This window comes from Streptomyces sp. NBC_00846, from assembly GCF_045207325.1.
In the GTDB taxonomy this organism is placed as follows: domain Bacteria; phylum Actinomycetota; class Actinomycetes; order Streptomycetales; family Streptomycetaceae; genus Streptomyces.
The window spans coordinates 5,155,937-5,177,229 of the sequence record NZ_CP108846.1; the positions used below are offsets into that span (position 1 = coordinate 5,155,937).

Below are 21,293 nucleotides of genomic sequence, written 5' to 3' on the forward strand. Positions count from 1 at the left end.
GGACGCGAATGGGCAGCGTACTCACCTCGATCGTCACTTCGGCCGTGCTCGCGGCGGGGGCCCTGGCCCCCGCCGCCGACGCACGGCCCGCACCACCGGACCGGACCGGCATCCCCCGTCTCACCGACGACGAGGGCCGCACCCTCACCCTGCGCGGATGGAGCGTCGCGGACAAGGCGAACAGCGGTGACCAGGCGCTGACCGCCATCACCGAGAAACACTTCCGCGATCTGCACGCGAAGGGCTTCGACTTCGCCCGGCTGCTCATCTTCTGGGACGACCTGGAGCCGCGCCGGGGCCAGTACAGCAACGCGTATCTGCGCAAGATCGACCGGGTCCTGGACTGGGCGCGGAAGTACGACATCCGGGTGGTGCTCGATGCCCACCAGGACGTCTTCGGCCCGGCGTTCGGCAGTCGGGGCATCCCGGCCTGGGCGACCCGTACCGACGGTCTGCCCTTCACCCCGCACCCCGACGACTGGTTCTCCGAGTACTTCGAGCCCGCCGTGCAACGCGCCTTCACCCATCTCTACGAAGACCCCGATCTCCAGCGCGCCCAGGCGCAGATGTGGAAGGTCGTCGCCGACCGCTACGCGCACCACCCCGCCGTCCTCGGCTACGACCTGATCAACGAGCCGATGGGGGAGCTCCAGGAGGGGGAGGACCTGCCGACAGCTGCCCGGCGCATCGAGGCCCGCCAGCTCACCCCGATGTACAACAGGCTGGCCCGCGCAATTCGTTCGGTGGACCGCTCCACCTGGCTGTTCGTCGAACCCACCCCCGCCGTCGGCGAGGGTGTCCCCACCGGGCTGGGCGTGATCAAGGACCACCGGACCGTCTACGCACCGCACTTCTACAACACCGCGATGGAGGCGGGCGCCGACTACGACCCGTCGGCGGGCTGGATCGAGTCGTACGAGGCCGCCGTCACCACGTACCCGGAGCAGCGGCACATTCCGGTCGTCGTCGGCGAGTGGGGCCCATTGAACAACACACTTCCCCAGATGGGCCGTTTCTACCAGGACGCGATGGCCTCCCTGAGCCGCTACACCTCGGGCTGGGCCGGCTGGGCGTGGTGCTACGGCGGCGGTTACTGCGCGCTGGACAAGGACGGTGCGTTCGCGAAGAACAAGGAGCGGACCGCCACACCGTACGCACCCGCCGTCGCCGGAACCGTCCACTCCGACACGTACGACGACACCACCGGCGTCTACCGGCTCTCCTACACGGCGGGCCGCCGCGGCAGCACGGAGGTCTCCCTGCCGCCGACGCCCGGGGAGTGGCGGGTCTCGGTGGACGGCCGTGCCACGGTCCGGAGGCATGGGGGAGAGGTGAGTGTCCGGGCCCGCGAAGGGGCTCGCGTCACGGTCACGGTGACGCAGGCGGCGCGCGGCTGAGCGGTCCTCGCGGCACCCTTGTCAACGATGGTTGACAGGGGTGCCATGTCAACGTAAGTTGACATCATGACCGAAGCAACGGATCTTGCCGCGCGCGCCGGGGACCGCGACCCCCGGGTGGGGCTGCGGGCGGTCGCCGCGCTGCGGCGGCTGCTGGAGCAACTCGAAGCCGTACAGGTCGCAAGCGCCCGCGCGAACGGCTGGTCGTGGCAGGAGATCGCCGCCGAACTGGGCGTCAGCCGACAGGCCGTGCACAAGAAGTACGGGAGGCATTGATGTTCGAACGATTCACCAAGAGTGCCCGGACGACCGTGACCGGCGCCGTGGCCCATGCCGAACGGGCCGACGCCGAATCGGTCACCGAGGAACATCTGCTGCTCGCCCTGCTGGATCAGCACAGCGGCCGGGCCCTCTTCGCCATCACCTCGCTGGGCCTCGCCGACCGCCGCGCGGCGGTCGAGGCCGAGCTGGTCACCGCGCGCCGCCGCGGCGGGCTGACCCGGGCCGATGCGGACGCGCTCGCCGACATCGGCATCGATGTCGCCGAGATCGTCGCCCGGGTCGAGGAAGTCCACGGGGAAGGCGCGCTGGACAGGGGCCGGCGGCGCGGGTCGGGGCGTCGTCCGTTCACCCGCGGGTCGAAGGATGTCCTGGCGAAGACACTGCGGATCGCGGTGGGGCGCGGCGACCGCTTCATCGGCGAGGAGCACCTGCTGCTGGCGCTCACCGCCTGCCCCGGTGCGGTCGCCGACGTACTCGCCGCCCACGGTGCGACGTACGAGTCGGTGAACCGCGCGTTGTACGGGGGCGGGGATGCGGGCGGGGGTGGGGGTGACGCTGGCCCGTCCGGCATCTGAGGGCCGGAAGCCGGAAGCCGGAAGCCGGAGCCGAGAGACGGTGAGCCGGGAGCCGGGAGCCGGGAGCCGGGAGCCGGGAGTCGGGAGACGAGAGACGAAGGCCGGTGAGTCGGGAGCCGGTGGGTCGGGGCGGGGCCCCGGTTCATCTCTCCCCGCCGTCGTCCTTCCTCAGCAGCGCCTCGATGTGGGCCGCCGCCGTGGACAGATGACGGCGGGCCTCCGTCAGCTGCTCCTCCGTGACGCCCCGGTCCCGGGCCGCGTCGCGGATGTCGTCGCGGAAGCGGTCGAGCAGGCGGTCCAGGTCGCGGGCCGGGTCGCCGGTGCGGGCGGTGTCCTTGCCCCACTCCGGGTCGGCGTCGGCGGGCTCGGGCTTGATGTACGGGGGCCAACTGCCCGTCCTGGCGAAGTTGCCCAGCTGGCCGGTGATTTCGGCCAGCCCCTCCCGTACGCCCGAGGGCCAGTCGCCCCGCGCGAAGTGCTCCTGGACCTGGCGGGCGGCGTTCTGCATCTGTTCGCGCGCCTTGTCCTGGGCCTCCTTGGCCTGACGGCGGGCCTGTTGGGCGTCCTCGCGGGCGCGGCGGGACTCGTCCTTCGCCCGGCGGGCCTGCTCCTTCCACTCCTGCTTGGCTTTGCGCAGCTCCTCCTTCGCGGCCCGCCACGACTCCTTGTCGCCGAAGTCCGTGAAGTCGCCGAAGGGGAAGTCCCGGTCGCCCCGGCCGCCGGTGGAACCGGTGGAGGTCTGCCGGGTCTCGTGCGCCGCGGCCCGCATCTCGCTGCGCAGCTTCCCGGCGGCGCCGCGGACGTCGTCCCGGATCTCGGTGGCCAGTTCGGAGACGGACTCCCCGATCTCCAGCTCCAGATCGGCCAGCTCGCCCGTGCGGCCCGCCAGTTCGGCGCGGCCCGCGTCGGTGATCGAGTAGACCTTGCGGCCGCCCTCGGTGACATGGGTGACGAGGCCCTCGGCCTCCAGCTTGGCCAGCCGCGGATAGACCGTGCCCGCCGAAGGCGCGTACAGCCCCTGGAAACGCTCCTCCAGGAGCCGGATCACCTCGTAGCCATGGCGAGGGGCCTCGTCGAGCAGCTTCAGCAGATAGAGGCGGAGGCGGCCGTGGGCGAATACAGGGGCCATGTCAGAGCACCTTTCCGGTCGGCTCGGCGTCGTACGCGTCGTTTTTGGTCGGTGGGCGGCGCAGCAGGGCGATCGAACCCGAGACGGTCGTCGCCCGCAGCTGCCCGGTCCCGGCGCCCAGCGTGCCGGTGATCTTCTTCGCCCCCCACTGGCCGCTGACCCGCAGATCCTCGAAGCCGTTGGAGACGGCGCCGCTCGTGGTGTTCGCCTCGACCGTCGCGTCCGCCGGGTGCGGCAGTCGGATGGCGACCTCGCCGGACACCGTGGTCAGCCGGATGTCCGTGGGCTTCCCGCTCGGGTTCAGATCCAGCACCATGTTCCCGCTGACCGACTCCGCCCGCACCGAGGCCCCGGCGCCCTCGACGACCGTCAGATCGCCCGAGACCGTCTGGAAGCGCAGCTCACCGGTGACGGCCTGGGCCTCCACGCTGCCGGAGACCGTCTCGGCGCGGACCGGACCGGCGAGCCCGACGAGCGTGGAGTCGCCGCTGACGCCGCGTACGTCCGTACGCCCCCGGATTCCGGACACGACGGCCCCGGCGCCGACCACACCGACCTCCACCGCCGACCCGGCGGGCACGGCGAGCGAGACGACGGCGCTGCGGTGCCAGCCCTTGCGGTCGAACCATGTGAGGAAGCCGTTCCAGGGCAGGCCCTCGTACGCGACCGTGAGAGTGCCGCCCTCCTGGGTCACGATCAGCGGCGGGCCCTCGATCGTGGAGACCTCCAGCCGCGCGGTCGGTTCATCGGTACCGACGACATTGACCGCGCCCCCGACGATGCGCACATTGAGCGACGTCACGGGATCGTCGAAGGTCAGTTTCCGGGGCTCGGCGATGGCCCATGTCGACACAGGCATGTATCTGACCTCCAAGGGAGCACGGGATGACGCAATATATCGCGTCTCTTGTAGAACACGATATATCGCGGATCCGTGAAGTCAAGGGGCGTCGTGACGGCATTGCCGATCAGTCGTGCGCGGCATTGCCGATCAGGGGAGGATGAATGCATCAGACATGGACAAATTGCCCTAGCGTGTGAGGCATGAACGCGACATGCCCCGCCGGGGTGCTGCTGTTGTGCCGTGCCGAACCCGAGGCCGTAAGGCCGATGGCCCGTCTGCTGCGCGAACGGATGCTGCTCGCGCCCGCCGGAGACGGGTGGTCCGTGCTCGTGCCCGAGAGGAAGCCCTGGCGGAACGGTAGCGCCGGGGGTGCGGACGCGGAGCCGGTCGACCGGGTCGTGGCCGACTGGGCCGCCGCGCTCGCGGTCGGCTCGACCTGGCCCGTCCTCGCCCTGTGGTGGGACGGCGACCGGGCCGGTCACACGCTCGCGTCCGATTTCCGCCGCCCGGTCGGCTACATCTGGCTCGCGGACGGCACGCCGGCCGGTGAGGACGAGGCGATGCGTACGTTCGCCGAGCGGCTGGGCCTCGACCCCGTACTGGACGTCCAGGCGCTCGACGAGCTGATCCGCCCCGACCCGGATGCCATGCCCGCGTACGGCTGCGCGGGCTGCCCGCGGTACTCACCCGCATCGGACTGTCCCTCCCGCCCGGCCTGGACCCGGAGACGCACGGCGACCGGCTGTACGCAGCGGCCGACGAACGGCCCGAAGCGGAACCGGTCGTCCGGACCGGCTGGCGCGAGGCGACGAAGGTCGAACTCGGCGCGGTCGAGAACAGCCGTCTCGGTCCCTGGCTGCGCGGCCCCAGGGCCCGTGCACTGGGTGGCGCCCAGGTGGCGGCCGGATTGCCGCTCGCCCTCTGGGGGATCGGGCGCCGCAGCGGTGGCTGGGCCTTCGCCGGGGTACTGCTGGTGGCGCACGGAGTGCTTGGCCTCGCGTACGACCGGTTCAGAGCCGACGGGGCCGAGGCGGCCGACGGCTCCGGGCCGGTCTGACCAGTCGTCCTCCCGCTTCCGCTTCTGCTTCTGCTTCTACTCGTCCTCGTCCTCGTCGTCGAGGCGGGCCAGCCAGGTGGCGAGGCGCTCGACAGGCACCTCGAAGTCGGGATTGAGATCGACGAACGTACGGAGCTGCTCGGCGAGCCACTCGAAAGTGACCTCTTCCTCGCCTCGCCGCTTCTCCAGCTCCTCGATACCGCGGTCGGTGAAGTACATGCGGAAAGCGTCTCAGATGAGCTTAGGTTTTCCTAGGTGGGGCTGGGCTTACGGCCCGGCCTTGGTCCTGGTGGAAAAGTGATCTCGACTGTGGTGTCCAGGCCACGGAACGCGGACGCCGACGCACACGCCACCCGCTCCGTCTCCCCCTCACCCAGCTGGACTTTCCGCCGCACCACATCACCCCGCCCTACTGGTCAAGACCGCTGTCCGATCATCGGACTCACGTACACAACGCACCCCAGCCACAAAGATCACGTATCAACCGGGAGGAGCTTGAAAAGACCGTGAAGAATTCCGAGCAACGCCCAGGAATCCCAGCCCAATCAATCCGCTGCTGATGACCCTGATGCCAGGTGACAGCCTCGCGGAGGCCGGAAGTACGTCCCCGGCGCGGTCCGCGACGGATGTGCTGACCGGCCGAGAGCCGGCCGGCGGGGTGGTGGCGTCATGGTCCATGTGTCTCGCATCGGCCGCGTACTGCCGTTAGCCTGCGGGTAGTTGGGGGAACGGGGGGTTTCATGGGTGACAGCGGGACCCGTATCACACGCATCGAGATGCCGGACGGCACGCCGGTCTGGGCGCGGATCTCCGGGGCGGAGGAGCTGGCGAAGCCCGCCCGGGGTCCGGCGTTCACGGACATCGGGTACAGGGACTTCGCCGAGCAGGTGCAGGCCCGGGTCGAGAGCCTGCAGGCCGTCGTGACCAGCGTCGCGCGCTCGCTTGCCGAGCCGCTGCGGGCGGTGCGACCCGACGAGGTCAGCGTCGAATTCGGCATCGAGCTCACCGCGAAGGCGGGCAAGGTCGTCGGCCTCCTCGCCGACGGCGAGGCCAAGGGCGGCATCAAGGTCACCCTGACGTGGAACGGTGGGGGCCCGCCCGCCGACCCGCCGATACCGGCGCAGAGCGAGGCGCGCGGGGCGGGACGGACAACGCCGGATCACGGTTCCGGGGCGCGGGCCACCGGGCACCCGGCGGGGCCGACGCCCCCGCACCCCGTGCCGCACATGCCGCCCCCGCCCGCCTCGCCGCCCGTGGACCCGCCCGCCCCCACGACGCCACCGGCCGCACCACAGGCTCCCTCGTCGTCCCCGGCGTCGCCGGGCGGCCCGCCCGTCGGGACCCCGGACACCGGCCCGCCCGTCGGGACTCCGGACACCGGCTCGTCCACAGGGAATCCGGGCGCCGGGGCATCCACCGGCGCACCGGCGCGTTCGGACGAGGCCGGGACCGGCGCCGGAAGCGGGTCATGACGCAGCCGCCGGGCAGGGGCGCAGGGGGCGGCTCGGAGGGTGCCTACCGTGCGCTGGTGGGCCTCGTGATGGCGGCGACCGTACGCATCCATCGGCCGGAGCCCGGGTATGCCCCGGACGGATCCGACAGAGGCTTTCTGGGGAGCGGCTTCTTCATCGCCCCGAGCTGGGTCCTCACGTGCGCGCACGTGGCGATGGAGGGGGAGGGGCGTCACGTGAACGTGGTCTTCAAGCCGGACCCCGGCAGCGCCGAGACCGCGGTCGAGGGCACCGTGGTCGCCGCCCTGCCCGAGAGCCGGCCCGGCGGGTCCGGGGCGGGCGGCTGGCCCGCGCCCGACCTCGCGCTCATCCGGCTGCTGCGGCCCGTCGCGCACTCCTGTATGTACGTCACCGAGCGCCCGGCGGGCATGTTCGGCGGCGGCTCGGTCCTCTACGCCGGCTGGACCGACGGCGGGTCGGGGCAGCTGACCCGGTTCAGCGGGCGGTGCCAGGTGATGGGCACCTTCGGCGACTGGGCCGAGGACGACGAACAGATGCGGCTCGACGGCGACCGGATGTACCCCGGCCTGTCCGGCGGACCCGTGGTGGACCTGGCCCGTGGCGAGGTCGTCGGCGTACTCAAGTCGCGTTCCGACGGTGCGACCGGCGGGACCTCGATCGGCGTCGAGCGGTTGCGTACGCTGCCCGTGCCGCCCGGCGCGGTGGCCGCCGAGTCCGACGACCCCTACCAGGCCGTGTTCCACGCCCACGACCGCTACCACGCCGACCGGCACATCAGCTCCGTCGGCACGGAGCGGACCTGGGCCGATGTCCAGCGTGAACTGGGCGCCGGAGCCGGGCTCGCCCTCAGCCCCCAGCAACGGGTCGACCTGCTCGGCCGGCTCGCCGAACTCCCGCCCCCGCTCAGCACCCGCAGTCTCCTCGGCCTCCTGGACCGGCTGCCGGACACCCACCCGAGCGAGCATCACGCCGCCCCGCGCGGCTGGCGCGACGGACTGGGGGCGCTGTACGACGCCCCCGGCGGCGACGGCGCGCTGGAACTGGTCCTGCGCTACTGCATGAGTGCCATCTCCGCCGAACGTCCCTATGTCCTGCCGTCCACCCAGGACGCCGAGGCGTCCCTGTGGGACTGGGTGAAGCGGATGGCGGAGGAGCGGCTCTCCCGCAAGTTCCGGCACGAGCTCGCCGGGCTCCGGTACAGCGACCGGCACGCCCCCGGCCGCGAACACGCGCGCACCCCGGCGCCGACGCTCGAATCCGCCCGGACCCGCAGCGTCCCGTTCGTCCTGCTGGAGCTGGAGCCGCGCGGCTGGGAACCGGACCGCTACGACTGGCGGATCGGCGTCGGCCGGCACGCCGGGGACGTCCTGCCCGTCGCCGAGGACAGCCGGGGCACCGCACGGGACGCGCTCCCCGCCCGGCTCGCCGGCCCGCTGGCGGAGGCGTTCCGGCGGTGCGACGAACCCGCCAGCCCCGCCATGCTCCAGGTCGTCGTCGACCGGAGCCTGATGGACCTGGAGGTGGACGCATGGCGGGTGCCGCCCGACGGGCCACCCCTCGGGGTGCTGCGGCCCGTGGTCATCCGCTGCCCTGAGCGCGGCCGGTTGCCGGCCGATGACGAGATCGACGAACGCGAGGCGCGCTGGAACCGGACCGTGTCCGCCGCGATGCGGGCCGCCGTCGTCGATTGCGAGGACGGAATGCGGGTACCCGTACCGGTGGTGGAGGAGCTGCGCGGACTGGCGTACGAGACGGTCCCGGTGCTCTGCCGTCATGGCGACCCGGCCCATCCGGAGGCCGCGGCCGGTCTCGGACGGGTGCTCGACGCCGGTTTCGGAGTGGCCCTGTGGCGGCGCCGAGTGGCCGAACCGGCCGCGGTCTGCACGGAATTCCACCGGAGCGCCGCCCGATCCGTCACCGAGGCCGGCACGGCCGATCAGCTGCCGCGGAAGATCCATCGGCTGAGGCAGGGGGTGCATGCGGGGCGTACGGAAACGTTCTGGTCGGACGGCGTAGCGCTGCTGTATCAAGATCCACATCACCCGCTGCCCGGCTCCGGCGACGAGTTCTTGGAGGCGCCGTGAACGACCGGGCCGGCCGGCCCCTTACGGGGCATACGGCGGATCGCTGCCGTGATGCACGTTCGACTGCTGCCACTGGCGGACGAGTGACGAGGAACACGCTATGAGTGAACCCAGCGAGTGGCTCATCTACCGAGGGGCCGGCGAGCCGCACGAAGGCATCGAGCAGTTGCCGCCCCCGCCGCCCTGGCGGGATTTCGCGGGCCGTGGTGCGCCGGACCCCGGTGAGCAGGAGGGGGACGGCTCCGCCGACCGCCGTCTCGGCGGCTACCGGCATATCGCCGAACTCCACCGGCCGGGCGCCGAAGAGCTCGAAATGATCAATGCGGCGCTCTATCTGCGGCGTCCGCTGCTGGTCACCGGCAGCCCCGGCGCCGGGAAGAGCACGCTGGCGCACTCCGTCGCCCACGAGCTCGGGCTCGGCCGGGTCCTGCGCTGGCCGATCGTCAGCCGCTCGGAACTCCAGGACGGCCTCTACCACTACGACGCGATCGCCCGCCTCCAGGACGTGCAGATCGCCGCGCACGGCGCGGCGGCCGGGGCGACCGGCGCCGAATCGGCTCAGAGCGTCGGCAGTTACATCCGGCTCGGGCCGCTCGGCACCGCGCTGCTGCCCTCGGACCGGCCGCGCGTCCTGCTCATCGACGAGCTCGACAAGAGCGACATCGATCTGCCGAACGACCTGCTCAATGTGCTGGAGGAGGGCGAGTTCGGCATTCCCGAGCTGGAGCGGATCGCCGACCGGCTGCCCGGCGGAGAGGCCGAGGTCCTCGACGACGACGGCAACAAGGTGAAGGTGCGGGGCGGCCGGGTGCAGTGCCGGGCCTTCCCGTTCGTGGTGCTCACCAGCAACGGCGAGCGGGACTTCCCGGCGCCCCTGATGCGCCGCTGCATCCACCTGGAGCTCGGACGCCCCGACCACCAGCGGCTCGCGACCTTCGTACGCGCCCACCTCGGCGACGAGGCGGCGCGTTCCGGGGACGATCTCATCGCCCACTTCCTGGAACGCTCCCGGAGCGAACTCCTCGCCACCGACCAGCTGTTGAACGCGATCTACCTCACCGACGCCGCCGCCCCGGCCGGCCGCGACCGCCTGGCCGACCTGCTCATCCAGCGACTCGACCGGCCGAGGTGATGCGCTGATGTCCAGGGGCGTGCCATGCCGCGGACCGGACGAGGAAGGCGGCCACGACAGCGTCGCGGGCGAGGCCCCGGTCGTGGCGGGCGCACCGGTCGCGGGCGACGCGCCGCCGAACGACGGGGGTCTGCTGCCCGCGTTCGTCGCCCGGTTACGGGAGGCCGGGCTCGACCCCGACGTCGAGCAGCTCTGTGACGCCCTGTGGCTGGCCCGTTGGACCCGTGACCCCGACGCGCCGGACGACGAGAGCGGCGGGGCCGCGCCGCCGCTGCCCGCCGACCCGGCGCAGGAGGACCGGCCGGGCGGACGCCCCGTACGGCCGGAGGCGGGGGGCGACGTAGCCCCGGACCCCGCACCTGACGGCGGCGACGCCGTGCGGCAGCAGGATCTCGGGGACGCGGACCGGCGGATCGCCCTCTACCCCGTGCCCCGCACCGGACCGCCCGGCCGCCCCCGCCCGGACGACGCGGCCGGTCGGGGGCGGAGCACCGGCCGGGGCGGCCGGGCGAGCGCCCTCACCCTGGGCGTGCCCGCCGCTCCCGCGCTGCCCGCACCGCTCGAACTCCAGCGGGCCCTGCGCCCGTTGCAGCGCTACCGCCCGGCCGCACCGCCACTGCGCCGCACCCTCGACGAGACGGCGACCGCCGAGCTCAGCGCCCGGGCCGGCGGGATGATCATGCCGGTGTTCCGGGGTGCGTCCCGGGGCGAGGCGCTCCTGCAGTGCGTCATGGACGCCTCGTCCTCGATGCTGGTGTGGGACCGGCTGTTCGGTGAACTCCAGCAGATATTAGGTCAGTTGGGTGCCTTCCGGGATGTCCAGGTCCGCTATCTGCACCAGGGGCCCGACGGCGCGGCGGCGGTGAGCCGCAGCCCCGATCCGGCCGCCGCGCCGCTGAACTCCGCGGACCGGCTGAGCGATCCGACCGGCCGGCGGGTCACCGTTCTGGTCAGCGACTGCGCCGGTCCGCTCTGGCGTACCGGCCGGGCCCACCGGCTGCTGCACCAGCTGGCCGGGCAGGCCCCGGCGGCCGTGCTCCAGCCCCTGCCGCAGCGGATGTGGAACCGGACCAGGCTGCCGGTCACCTACGGTTCGCTGTCCCGGGGCGAGGGGCCCGGCGGAGCCGCCGCGCTGAAGGTCACGGAGCACGCCGGATCGGGGCCCGCCGTGCACCCGGGCGCGCTCGCGATACCCGTACTCCCGCCGGTGGAAGGCGCGTTGGCGGCCTGGGCGAGACTGCTCTCCGGCACCGGTGCCGGGCAGATCTCCGGCGCCGTCGGCTGGGTACGGGCCGATCAGCCGGCGGCGGCCGCGCAGCGACCGGGCGACGGACTGTCCTCGCTCCAGATGGTCAGCCGGTTCCGTTCGGCAGCCTCTCCGGCGGCCGGACAGCTGGCCGTCTACCTCGCGGCGGCCCCGCTGTATCTGCCGGTGATGCAGCTGGTGCAGCGCACGATGCTGCCGAACTCGGGACCGTCCGAACTCGCCGAGGTGCTGCTGAGCGGACTGCTGACCCGGAGTGGGAGCCAGGGTGGCAGCGGCGCCGGCGAGGGCGTCGGCCAGTGGTACGAGTTCGCGCCCGGCGTCCGCGAGGCGCTGCTCGGTCCGCTGGGCCGCGACGAGGCACTGCTCGTACTCAAGCACTGCTCGCAGTACATCGAGCAGCGGTTCGGGAAGGGCGGGCCGAATTTCCCGGCCCTGGCCTTCGCCCAGCTCGGCGAGGGCCGGTACGCGCCGTCGCGGACCACCCCCACCAGGGACACCCTGGCGGACGGTGCGCCCGACGAGGACATCGAAGAGGGTGGCGAGAACGGGGAGAGCGGCGCAATCGGCGGTCCGCGCGTCCCCCACCCCTTCGCCGAGGTCGCGGTCCGCGTACTGGAGCGATTCATGCCTCTGCCCGAGCAGTTCGTCGTCCAGGCCGACCGGGACGGACACCGCGGCCCCGTCCAGACACCGAACGCGGCGGTGGAGAGCGCCCGCGTCCTGCTGCGGCACTTCGAATCGGACCACATGGTGCAGTACCTGATGGACGCCGTGCAGCTGCTGCGGGGCGCCACCGAGCGCGAGGAGCATCCGGGCGCCGACCCCGAGTTGTGGGCGGAGTACTCGCGCTGCGTCCTGCGCCTGTGGGAGGTCCAGGGCGACGGCGAGCTGCTCCGTGAGGCCGAGTACGCCGCCGAACGGGCCGCCGCACACCCCGGCGCGGTACGCGAACGGGCCGTACTGGCCAAGGTGTTGCACGCCGCGGCCGACGACCGTCGGCGCCATGGCGACGTGCGCGGCGCACTGGAACTGCTGCGCCGCGCCGACCGCGAGTACACGGCGGCCTGCTCGGATCCGGGCCTGGAACCCGCCGAGGCCCTCCGGCTCACCCTGGAGCGGGTCCGGGCCCTGGAGGCACAGTGGCGGCTCGACGGCGACACGGCCCTGCTGCAGGCCGCGTGCGGCATGCTGGAGGCGTTCGCCGACGTCTGGCCCGACCAGGAGAACCGCCCCACCGCCCTGCCCCTGGCGCACGGCCGTACGCTCCTGAAACTGTCCGGCGCCACCGCCGACGCCGAACAGTCCCGCGTCTACGCCGGTCAGGCCGCGCGCTCCTTGCGCACCGCGTTCGAACAGGGCGGCGGCCGGCACACCATGGGCACCGAGGTGCGCATCCTGCTGGACCTGGTGGATGCCCTGCTCGGTTCCGGCGAGGAGCCGGACGAGGCGGGCGCCCTGATCGAACAGGCGCTGGAGACCGTACGGGAACAGCGGCTGCGCGCCTCGCTGCAGACCCGGGCCGCCCGGGTCCGTGTCGCCCGCTACGCGCACACCGGAAATCCGGACGAACTGGTGGCGGCGGCCGACTGGTTCGCCCGCGCCGCGCGCGGCGTCCCGCGCGACTCGCAGGCCCACGCCGATCTGCTCGCCGAGTGGGGCGGCACCCTGCTGCGTCGCGCCCAACTGCCCGACGGGCGCCCGTACATCGGTGCCGCGGTACGGGTGCTGCGCGACTGCCGTACGGAGACGGCGGTGGGCGGCAGGCGCCAGGCCGAGCGGCTGCTGATGCTGGGCCGGGCGCTGATGCTGCGGCACCGGGCCACCGAGGACCGGGTCGACCTGCGGGAGGCCGAGCATCTCTTCGGTCTCGCGGCCCAGGAGGCGACCGACCCGCTGACCGAGGCGCACTGCTGGCTGGAACTGGGCCTATCCCACCTCGACGCCTCCCGGGTGCTGCACCGTCCGGCCCGGCTCGACGAGGCGGCCGAGGCGTTCCGGGACGCGGCCGAGGCGGCCGGGACGGCGGAGGCGGAGCTGGACGGTCCGCAACAGGTCCAGCAGGCCGTCGAGTTGGGTGCTACAGCCAACCACTGGCGGGGTATGACATACGAGAGGGCGGGCCGTCCCCGGGCCGCACGCGAGGCGTACCGGGCGGCCGTCCGGCAATGGAGCAAGCTGCCGGACGGCGGCGGCTCGGCGGGCGAATCGACCGCCGAACGGCTGGCGGAGCTGGAGCGCTGACTACCGGGCGGCGAGTGTTCGGGCGGAGCGGCTCCGGGCGTGATGTGAACCGGACGGCGCGCGCCGGGTACGGCCGGTGTACGACCGACGCCGGTCGACGGCGGGCTCAAGAAGGCGTATGTCGGCTTGTGCGGGGCATCGGTACAGAGGCGACCGGTGCGAGGCGGCGCGGCTCGCGCGAGCCGCACGGCTGCGCGAGCGGAGATACGTGTGTCAGGGACGCGGGCTCAACGGGATGCGCTCAACGGCGAGCGAGTGACCGCGGGTTCGAGCGGCAGTACGAGATACGGGGAGACACCATGAGCGAGTCGATACGCGACGGCGGGCCGGATGCGCTGCCGGACCTCCTGGGGCTGGATCTGGAGGCACTGCGGACACTGGAGCACCCGGTGCTCGCCGAAGTGGTCGCGGATCTGCGCGGCCGGGCCGAGCAGCCGCGGGAGATGCTGTGGGGATTCACCAACGCCTTCTGAGAAGAAGTGCCCCGCGGCCTCGCGGCACGGCGCCGAAGCCGCCGCACGGCGCCGAAGCCGCACGAATTCGGTCAGGGGTCCGGTTGAACCGGACATCGTGGCCCGGGACGGGTTTGCCCGCACGGCCGGCCAGGGATACTTGCCCGGGGCCGACGACGGGGGCCGTCCCCACGAACATGCAGCACGGGGGTGCCGGAGTGTCTCCAGAGTCGACGCCGCACACTCCCTCACGCACGAGTACCGGGGCAGCCGGCCGACTCCCCGTCCCGTTCGGGCAGTTCATCGTCAAGGCGCACGGCCGCTGCAATCTCGCCTGCCGTTACTGCTACCTCTACGAGGGCCCCGACCGGACCTGGCGGACCCGCCCGGCCGCCGCCGCGCCGGCCGTCCTGGACCGCACCGCGGACCGGATCGCCGAACACGCCGCAGTCCATGGACTGCGGGACGTCTCCCTCGTCCTGCACGGCGGCGAACCCCTCCTCGCGGGCGCCGCCCGGCTGGCCGCCTTCACCGACCGGGCACGCGGCCTGATGCCCGACGGCTGCACCCTCCACACCACCGCGCAGACCAACGCCACCCTGCTCACCGACGCGCGTATCGCCACCCTCGCCCGGCACGGCATACGCATCGGCATCAGCCTCGACGGCGGTCTGGCCGCCCACAACATCCAGCGCACCGACCACGCCGGACGCCCCTCCTGGCCCGCCGCCTCACGCGGCGCCCGGCTCCTCGCCGACCGGTACCCGCACGCGTACGCGGGCATCCTCACCGTCGTCGACCCGCTGACCGACCCGGTCGAGCTGTACGAATCGCTGCTCACCCTGCGCCCGCCGGCCCTGGACCTGCTGCTGCCGCACGGCAACTGGACGAACCCCCCGCCGGGCCTGCCCGACATGCGCACGGCGGGGCCCGGACCGGACCGCCCGACCCCGTACGGCGACTGGCTCGTCACCGTCTTCGACCGCTGGTGGCCGGCCCGGCGCCGGGAGACCCGGGTGCGGCTCTTCGAGGAGTGCATCGCCCTGCTGCTGGGCCTCCCCGCCGCCACCGAATCCCTCGGCCTCGACCCCGTCAACGCGATCGTGGTCGAGACCGACGGAACGATCGAGCAGGTGGACTCCCTCAAGTCCGCCTACGACACGGCCGCCGCCACCGGGCTCGACATCTTCCGGCACACCTTCGACGACGCCCTGCGCCACCCCGGCATCGCCGCCCGCCAGGCAGGAGCCGACGCACTTGCCGCCGCCTGCCGCGCCTGCCCGCTGCTGACCGTCTGCGGCGGTGGCCACTACGCGCACCGCTACCGCGCAGAGAACGGCTTCACCAACCCGTCCGTCTACTGCGCCGATCTCGAACGGCTGGTGCGCCACATCGCGGGCCGGCTGGCCGACGCAACCGCAGGAGCACACCGATGAGCCCCCCACTCCCGGACCACATATTGCGCCGACTCGGCCGCACCGAGGGCGACGCCGACACCCTCCACGTACTCGTACGCGACCAGGACACCCGCCGGCTCCTCCTCCTGCGCGCCCTGCTCGACGCGGCCGAGGCCGCGCCCGCGACCGTCTGCCCGCACCGGGCGCTCGACCGGCTCCGCCAGGACTGGGCACTGCTGGAATCGGCCGAACGCACCGACCGGGCCGCCGTGCGCACCGTCCTGCTCCACCCCCTCGTGGGCCCCTGGGCCCAGCGCTGCCTGCGCGGCCTCTCCGGTTCCGGACCGAGCACCGAACTCCGGGCAGACCTCGACCACTTGAGCGCCCTCGCCGCCGCCGCGGCGATCCGGGCAGGAGTGGCGTTCACGACCCGGCTCACCGCACACGACGGGTTCCTCCCGCTGCCCACCCTGGGTGCTCTGCGTACGGTCCCCGGCCCGGTCGACATCGCTTTTTCGGACGGGGAACTGACGGTGCGTCCGGGCGGCGTCCGGGCACCGCTCGTGGTGCGTACGCAGCGGGACGGGACGGCCGACTCGGCAGACCCGCGCTGGCTGCCCGTGCTCGTCCTGCCCGCCGTACTGCCCGGCGCCGGACCCGTACCCCTGGACGACGTCGATCCGTACCGCACCGACGGCGGCGGGCTCGTGCGTCACGGGCTGAGCGCCGCCACCCACATCGACGACCACGAACGCAAGGCCTGGATCGAGTCCTGGTCCGGGCTGGCGCCCCTGCTCCGCATCGGCGGCGAGCACCGCCTCACCGAAGCGGCCGTCCTCCTGCGCTGCCTGGTACCGCTCGGCCCGCCACCCGGCTCCGGGCCCACGGGCGGGGGCGCGGCCCACTGCAGCGGCACCAGGCGCGAGGCGTTCGGCGCTGTCCTCAGCAGTAAACCGTCCACCCCCGCCTACCTCGCTTCCACCCTCGTCCACGAGCTCCACCACACCAAGCTGGCCGCGCTCGGCGCACTCGTGCCGCTGCACCACGAGGACGCGACATCACGCCACTTCGCCCCCTGGCGCCCCGACCCGAGGCCCTTCGACGGCCTCCTCCAGGGCGCGTACTCGCACATCGCGCTGGCCGACTACTGGCAGCGGTTCGCTCTCGGCGCGCGGCGCGTCACCCATCGCGACCTGGCCTGGTCCGAACACGCCCGCTGCCGCGAACAGGTCGGGGCCGTACTGCCGGTGCTGGCCGGATCGGTGGCGCTGACCCGAGAAGGCCGGGTCTTCGTCGACGAGATGATCACGCTCTACCACCGTCTGGACGATTGTCCGCCCCCCACGGGGCATCTCGCGCGCGCGCAGGCGTACGTGTCCACCGCGAAGGTGATATGGCAGCAGAGGAACGGCTCGCGAAGGCAGTGAGCGACCGCGCGATATCGATCGGAGCGACCATGCTCCGGTGTATGTTGACAACGCTCGCAACGAGGCAGGGAGACGGTTGAATGCCCGCAACGCGTAAGCAAGTTGGAGCAACCGGGGCGCAGGCCGTCACCATCAGTTTCGCCGGTTTCAACCGCGCCTGGGCGGCGTGGATCGCGGACCGTCTGGAGCGGCGCGGAGCGACGGTCGTCCTGCAGCGGTGGGACCCCCCGGTGGAGGTCGCGCTGGAGGAGTCGTTGCGGGATCTGACCCTGGCCCGCGGCCGCGTGCTGGTGATCCTCAGCGACTGGTACTTCCAGCTCGGCCCCCGCAGCCACAACGAGTGGAACAGGGCCCTGCGCGAGGTCGTCGCCCCCGACCCCGACCTCTTCGCCGCCGTCTGCGTCACCACCTCCGCGATGCCCGGCGCCACCTCGGTCTTCGGTGCCGCAGATCTCACCAACGTCGGTGCCGACGAGGCCGAGCGGCGGCTCCTCGTACGCCTGGGCCTGCCCACCGATCCGTTGTCCGAGCCTGTCGAGGCCAGGCAGGGCCCCCGCTATCCGGCCGACACCCCCGAGGTGTGGGGCGGTGCGCCGCGCCGCAACATCCGCTTCACGGGCCGCGAGGAGCTGCTCGGCAAGGCGTACCGGTCCCTCCAGGACGCCGAATCCGGCGCCGGGGTCGTGACCCTGCACGGCATGTCCGGCGTGGGCAAGACCCAGTTGGCCGCCGAGTACGTCTACCGCTTCGGCTCCGAGTACGACGTCGTCTGGTGGGTGCCCGCCGACCGTCGTGCCCTCTACCGCCAGAAGCTCGCCGAACTCGCCCCCGAACTGGGCCTGTCCACCGGCGCCGAGTACGGCGAACGGCTGCGCGCGGTACGGGACGCGCTGCGCCGCGGCGAACCGCACTCCCACTGGCTCCTCGTCCTGGACGGCGCCGACGAACCCGAACACATCTGGGACCTGGTGCCGACCGGCCCCGGACACGTCCTGATCACCTCCCGCAACCCGGAGTGGAGCGAGCACAACAGCAACCTCGTCGAGGTCCCGGTCTACGCCCGCGAAGAATCGGTCGCCTTCATCCGCCGCCGGGCCCCGCGCCTGACCCCGCCCGAGGCCGACCAGCTCGCCGAAGCCCTCGAAGACCTCCCGCTGCTCCTCGACCAGACCGCCGGCTGGCTCAACGACTCCGACATGTCGGTCGGGGAGTACATCGATCTCCTCGAAGGCGGCATCGACCAGGACGTCGTCAAGGTCTCCGCGGACTTCCCGCTCGCCTTCCAGACCGCCTGGTCGATACTGCTGAACAAGCTCAAGGACACGGTCCCCGAATCCGTCGACCTGCTGCGCCTGTGCAGTTTCTTCGCGCCCGGCTCCATCCCCGTGCGGCTGCTGAAGGAAATGCCCCCCGGCGAACTGCCGGAACAGCTCTCCGGCCTGATGAACGACCCGCTGCTGTGGAACAAGGCAATCAGCCAGCTCCGGCAGTACTCCGTGGTCCGCCTGGAGTCCCACGAATCGGTCGTCGACGAGGCGTCGTCCGGCGAATCGCTCTACATGCACCGCATGGTCCACCAGATCATCGGCAAGGACATGCCGGAACGGGACCGCCAGGAGTTCATCGACGTGGTCCGCCGGGCCCTCGCGGCCGCAGACCCCGGCCGGCCCGCCGACACCCGCCTGTGGCCCGCCTACGCCGAGATCACCCCGCATCTGAAATGGGCCGACGTGCTCCGGAGCACCGATCCGGCGGTGCAGACCCTGGTGCTCAACTGCCTGCGCTACATGTACCTCTCGGGGGAGTACCGGGCCGGCATCAAGCTGGGCGAACGCGCCATGAAGGCTTGGCGGGAACTCCTCGGCGAGGACCACCCCAGGGTCTGGGACCTCAGCTACCACTACGCGAACGTGCTGCGGGCCGTCGGCGACTACGCCGGTACGGAGGCCATCGAACGGGCCGCCGTCGACCATCTGCGCACCGAACGCGGTGCACAGGACCTGGAACACCTGCGCGCAGCCGGCGGCCTCGCCGCCGACCTGCGGGGCCTCGGCCGCTACGACGAGGCGCTGGAGATGTCGGCCTGGATCCTCGACGCCTACCGCGAGCTGCTGGGCGACCAGGACTCGCGCACGCTCAGCGCGCAGAACAATCTCGCTACTTCGCTGCGGCTGCTGGGCCGGTACGAGGAGGCGCTCGAACTCAACCGGCGCACCCTGGAGGCCCGGCGCCAGCTGCTGCGCCCACGGCACAGCTGGACGCTCTACTCCGAGATCAACTACGCGACCGACCTGCGGCTGCTCGGCCGGTACGGCGAAGCCCTGTCGCTCCAGAGCCAGAGTGCCGCGCTGCACCGGCGGGTCATGACCGCTGACAACCCGCAGACCCTGCGTGCCGAGCACAACCTCGCGCTCTGCCAGTACCGGACCGGTGAGCGCGCCATGGCCGCGAAGCTGTTCACCCGGGTCCTGGAGCGCTCCGAGCGGGTGCTGGGCGAGAACGACCCGCTGACGATGATGTGCGCCGCCAGCCAGAGCTTCTTTGCCCGTGAGCACGCCGACATCGACCAGGCCAGGGACATAAGCGAAAAGGTCGTCTCCGGCTATGCGGACATGCTCGGCGAGGGACACCCCTATGTGGCGGGGGCCCGGGCCAACCACGCGCTGATCCTCCGTAACGTGGGGGAGCGGGAGCACGCGCACAGCCTTCTGGAGGAGGCGCTCGCCGACATGACGCGCGCCGTGGGAGAGAACCACCCGTGGACGCTGGGCTGTGCCATCAACGCCTCCGCGATGCGCAATCTGGTGGGCGACCCGGAATCCGCCGCCGTGCTGACGGACTCGGTCATCACCCGGGCCATCGAGGTGCTCGGCCGGACCCACCCGCTGACCCTCTCCGCCCGGATCGCGCACGCCGCCGACCTGCGCGGTATCCGGGATCGGCAGCGCGCGGACAAGATTGAGACGGAGGCGCTGGGCGACCTGGTGGCGACGCTGGGCGTCCAGCACGTCCACACGGTCTCGGCGCGCTCCCGCAACCGTCCGTACTGGGACTTCGAGCCGCAGATGGTCTGACGTCGATCCGGCAAAGCGTACGCGGAAGATGACTGAGCGTCAGCAATCTGTCCGGCAGGCTGGTTGATGCACGAAGGGGAAGCGAATGGCAATCGTCGTGGGGTCCGTGGTGCCCGGGGAGGACGGCCCGATACCGGTCGTCGTGGACGCCGAGGCGTACACGAGCGCCGGGGGGCCGCCCATCGACGCCGACTCGTTGTACGACCTGGAGGAGACCCGGGACGGCGGCGCCGCGCGGCGGGCTCTCGGCGCGGCCGGGGACCTGTACGGGGAAGGGCTCGACCTGGCCCGCCGATGTGCGTCCCAGGCGATGCGCCGATTAGGTGATCTGGGGGAGGGGCTGCGGCCCGACGAGGTCGAGCTCCAGGTCGGCATCACCTTCGAGGCAGGCATGGCGGCTGTGGTGAAGGCCGGGGCGGAAGCCCAGATCCAGGTCACCTTCCGCTGGCAGCCCGGCCAGGAGGGGCGGGCGGACACCACGGTGGTGAACGCTTCATGAGCGGGGCCCCCTCGCCCGCCGGCCCGCCCCGGCCGACGCCGCCGATCCCCATCCTCCCGTACAGCCGGATCGTGGGTCAGGACGAACTGAAAGTCGCACTGGAGCTCAACTTCATCGCCCCGGACATCGGAGGCGTCCTCGTCTCCGGACAACGCGGCACCGCCAAGTCCACCGTCGTACGCGCCTTCGCGCTGATGTCCGGTGGTGCGCTGCCCGTCACCCTGCCGATCAACGCCACGGACGACCGGGTCCTCGGCGGCTGGGAACTGGACGCCCTGATGCAGGGCGAGCCGAAGAGGCAGCCCGGCCTGCTCGAAGAGGCCCACAAGAAGGGCCTGTTGTACGTCGACGAGGTCAACCTCCTGGACGACCACATCGTGAACATCATCCTGGACGTGGTCTCCACCGGCGTCCTGTCCGTCCAGCGGGAGGGCCTGGACACCACCGCGCACGTCTCCTTCGGGCTCGTCGGGACCATGAACCCGGAAGAGGGCAGCCTGCGCGCCCAGTTGCTGGACCGTTTCGGTCTGATGGTCCCGACGGCCGAGCTGGGCATCGAGGACCGGCACCGGATGATCGACGCGGTGCTCACCTTCGAGGAGGAGCTCCGCGTCGAGGACTCCGCCTGGATCCGCGCGGCGGAGCAGGACAACGAGCGGTTGCGCGGCGGACTGCTCGCCGCGCGCGACCGGCTGCCCCGCGTCCGGCTGGACGGGAAGATGATCCGGCTCTGTGCCGAGGCGGCCGCGCGAACGGGCGCCGTCGGACAGCGTGGTGACCTGCTCGTGGCCCGCGCCGCCCGCGCTCTGGCAGCCAAGGACGACGCCCGACGCGTCGAGCCCGCGCATGTGCGCCGTGTGCTGCCGCTCGCCCTGCGCCATCGCAGGCCCGAGTCCGCCCATGGTTCGGCGTTCGGCTGGGGACAGGACGAGGACGCCGCCGTCAGCGACCTGTTCGGCTGAGC

General features: G+C 72.3%; 16 protein-coding genes and 1 pseudogene. 14 read left to right on the plus strand and 3 right to left on the minus strand.

Features of this window, described 5'->3' with window-relative positions; translation table 11 throughout:
• The first annotated feature begins 8 nt into the window (after window positions 1–8).
• The 3 genes from OG936_RS23940 to OG936_RS23950 all read left to right on the plus strand — a co-directional run bounded on the left by OG936_RS23940 (window position 9) and on the right by OG936_RS23950 (window position 2,254).
• A complete protein-coding gene (locus OG936_RS23940) occupies window positions 9–1,397 on the plus strand; it encodes a cellulase family glycosylhydrolase (protein ID WP_406497324.1) in 1,389 nt (462 codons plus the stop codon).
• Between the two features lie 66 nt (window positions 1,398–1,463).
• Window positions 1,464–1,673: a helix-turn-helix domain-containing protein gene (locus tag OG936_RS23945; protein ID WP_383755783.1), complete on the plus strand. Its 210-nt coding sequence runs from the start codon at window positions 1,464–1,466 to the stop codon at window positions 1,671–1,673.
• On the plus strand, window positions 1,673–2,254 hold the full coding sequence (locus OG936_RS23950; RefSeq protein WP_406497326.1) for a Clp protease N-terminal domain-containing protein: 582 nt from the start codon (window positions 1,673–1,675) through the stop codon (window positions 2,252–2,254). The genes OG936_RS23945 and OG936_RS23950 overlap by 1 nt, the downstream gene beginning before the upstream one ends.
• Before the next feature lie 142 nt (window positions 2,255–2,396).
• On the opposite strand, the gene OG936_RS23955 is transcribed toward OG936_RS23950, so the two are convergent.
• Entirely contained in the window at window positions 2,397–3,383 is a 987-nt protein-coding gene (locus OG936_RS23955) for a helix-turn-helix transcriptional regulator (protein WP_406497328.1), read from the minus strand.
• Between the two features lies 1 nt (window position 3,384).
• A complete protein-coding gene (locus OG936_RS23960) occupies window positions 3,385–4,242 on the minus strand; it encodes a DUF4097 family beta strand repeat-containing protein (protein ID WP_406497329.1) in 858 nt (285 codons plus the stop codon).
• 185 nt (window positions 4,243–4,427) lie between these two features.
• Between OG936_RS23960 and OG936_RS23965 the strand changes: the two are divergent.
• A pseudogene (locus OG936_RS23965) lies at window positions 4,428–5,284 on the plus strand (hypothetical protein).
• 36 nt (window positions 5,285–5,320) lie between these two features.
• Here the strand turns inward: OG936_RS23965 and OG936_RS23970 are convergent.
• Window positions 5,321–5,503, minus strand: a complete 183-nt coding sequence (locus OG936_RS23970; protein WP_003961784.1) for a DUF6104 family protein — start codon at window positions 5,501–5,503, stop codon at window positions 5,321–5,323.
• A 521-nt stretch (window positions 5,504–6,024) separates the two neighbouring features.
• Here OG936_RS23970 and OG936_RS23975 point away from each other — a divergent pair.
• From OG936_RS23975 to OG936_RS24020, 10 genes are all read left to right on the plus strand, one after another.
• Window positions 6,025–6,756: a CU044_2847 family protein gene (locus OG936_RS23975; RefSeq protein ID WP_406497331.1), complete on the plus strand. Its 732-nt coding sequence runs from the start codon at window positions 6,025–6,027 to the stop codon at window positions 6,754–6,756.
• Entirely contained in the window at window positions 6,753–8,840 is a 2,088-nt protein-coding gene (locus OG936_RS23980; RefSeq protein ID WP_406497332.1) for a trypsin-like peptidase domain-containing protein, read from the plus strand. Before OG936_RS23975 ends, OG936_RS23980 begins: the two co-directional genes overlap by 4 nt.
• Window positions 8,841–8,940: 100 nt before the next feature.
• Window positions 8,941–9,972: an AAA family ATPase gene (locus tag OG936_RS23985; protein ID WP_383755796.1), complete on the plus strand. Its 1,032-nt coding sequence runs from the start codon at window positions 8,941–8,943 to the stop codon at window positions 9,970–9,972.
• A 7-nt stretch (window positions 9,973–9,979) separates the two neighbouring features.
• Entirely contained in the window at window positions 9,980–13,480 is a 3,501-nt protein-coding gene (locus tag OG936_RS23990) for an SAV_2336 N-terminal domain-related protein (RefSeq protein WP_406497334.1), read from the plus strand.
• Between the two features lie 299 nt (window positions 13,481–13,779).
• Complete coding sequence (gene fxsA / locus OG936_RS23995; protein WP_266748505.1) at window positions 13,780–13,953, plus strand: FxSxx-COOH cyclophane-containing RiPP peptide; 174 nt, start codon at window positions 13,780–13,782, stop codon at window positions 13,951–13,953.
• Window positions 13,954–14,129: 176 nt separating this feature from the next.
• Window positions 14,130–15,368 (plus strand): FxsB family cyclophane-forming radical SAM/SPASM peptide maturase, encoded by a 1,239-nt coding sequence (locus OG936_RS24000; RefSeq protein ID WP_406497336.1) that lies wholly within the window; start codon window positions 14,130–14,132, stop codon window positions 15,366–15,368.
• Window positions 15,365–16,756 (plus strand): aKG-HExxH-type peptide beta-hydroxylase, encoded by a 1,392-nt coding sequence (locus OG936_RS24005; protein ID WP_406497338.1) that lies wholly within the window; start codon window positions 15,365–15,367, stop codon window positions 16,754–16,756. Before OG936_RS24000 ends, OG936_RS24005 begins: the two co-directional genes overlap by 4 nt.
• Before the next feature lie 80 nt (window positions 16,757–16,836).
• Window positions 16,837–19,830, plus strand: coding sequence for an FxSxx-COOH system tetratricopeptide repeat protein (gene fxsT / locus OG936_RS24010; RefSeq protein WP_406497340.1), 2,994 nt, complete (start codon window positions 16,837–16,839; stop codon window positions 19,828–19,830).
• 85 nt (window positions 19,831–19,915) lie between these two features.
• Complete coding sequence (locus OG936_RS24015; protein WP_406497342.1) at window positions 19,916–20,329, plus strand: CU044_2847 family protein; 414 nt, start codon at window positions 19,916–19,918, stop codon at window positions 20,327–20,329.
• Window positions 20,326–21,291 carry an AAA family ATPase gene (locus tag OG936_RS24020; RefSeq protein ID WP_406497344.1) on the plus strand — a complete coding sequence of 322 codons (966 nt, stop codon included), beginning with the start codon at window positions 20,326–20,328 and terminating at the stop codon, window positions 21,289–21,291. The genes OG936_RS24015 and OG936_RS24020 overlap by 4 nt, the downstream gene beginning before the upstream one ends.
• Window positions 21,292–21,293: the final 2 nt, after the last annotated feature.

Excerpts from the sequence above, each read along its gene's own strand:
- fxsT (WP_406497340.1), top strand. The coding sequence starts at position 16,837 with ATGCCCGCAACGCGTAAGCAAGTTGGAGCAACCGGGGCGCAGGCCGTC.
- OG936_RS24020 (WP_406497344.1), top strand. The coding sequence starts at position 20,326 with ATGAGCGGGGCCCCCTCGCCCGCCGGCCCGCCCCGGCCGACGCCGCCG.
- OG936_RS23980 (WP_406497332.1), top strand. The coding sequence starts at position 6,753 with ATGACGCAGCCGCCGGGCAGGGGCGCAGGGGGCGGCTCGGAGGGTGCC.
- OG936_RS23970 (WP_003961784.1), bottom strand. The coding sequence starts at position 5,503 with ATGTACTTCACCGACCGCGGTATCGAGGAGCTGGAGAAGCGGCGAGGC.
- OG936_RS23960 (WP_406497329.1), bottom strand. The coding sequence starts at position 4,242 with ATGCCTGTGTCGACATGGGCCATCGCCGAGCCCCGGAAACTGACCTTC.
- OG936_RS24000 (WP_406497336.1), top strand. The coding sequence starts at position 14,130 with ATGCAGCACGGGGGTGCCGGAGTGTCTCCAGAGTCGACGCCGCACACT.
- OG936_RS23990 (WP_406497334.1), top strand. The coding sequence starts at position 9,980 with ATGTCCAGGGGCGTGCCATGCCGCGGACCGGACGAGGAAGGCGGCCAC.
- OG936_RS23985 (WP_383755796.1), top strand. The coding sequence starts at position 8,941 with ATGAGTGAACCCAGCGAGTGGCTCATCTACCGAGGGGCCGGCGAGCCG.
- OG936_RS23945 (WP_383755783.1), top strand. The coding sequence starts at position 1,464 with ATGACCGAAGCAACGGATCTTGCCGCGCGCGCCGGGGACCGCGACCCC.
- OG936_RS24015 (WP_406497342.1), top strand. The coding sequence starts at position 19,916 with ATGGCAATCGTCGTGGGGTCCGTGGTGCCCGGGGAGGACGGCCCGATA.
- OG936_RS24005 (WP_406497338.1), top strand. The coding sequence starts at position 15,365 with ATGAGCCCCCCACTCCCGGACCACATATTGCGCCGACTCGGCCGCACC.
- fxsA (WP_266748505.1), top strand. The coding sequence starts at position 13,780 with ATGAGCGAGTCGATACGCGACGGCGGGCCGGATGCGCTGCCGGACCTC.
- OG936_RS23975 (WP_406497331.1), top strand. The coding sequence starts at position 6,025 with ATGGGTGACAGCGGGACCCGTATCACACGCATCGAGATGCCGGACGGC.
- OG936_RS23955 (WP_406497328.1), bottom strand. The coding sequence starts at position 3,383 with ATGGCCCCTGTATTCGCCCACGGCCGCCTCCGCCTCTATCTGCTGAAG.
- OG936_RS23940 (WP_406497324.1), top strand. The coding sequence starts at position 9 with ATGGGCAGCGTACTCACCTCGATCGTCACTTCGGCCGTGCTCGCGGCG.
- OG936_RS23950 (WP_406497326.1), top strand. The coding sequence starts at position 1,673 with ATGTTCGAACGATTCACCAAGAGTGCCCGGACGACCGTGACCGGCGCC.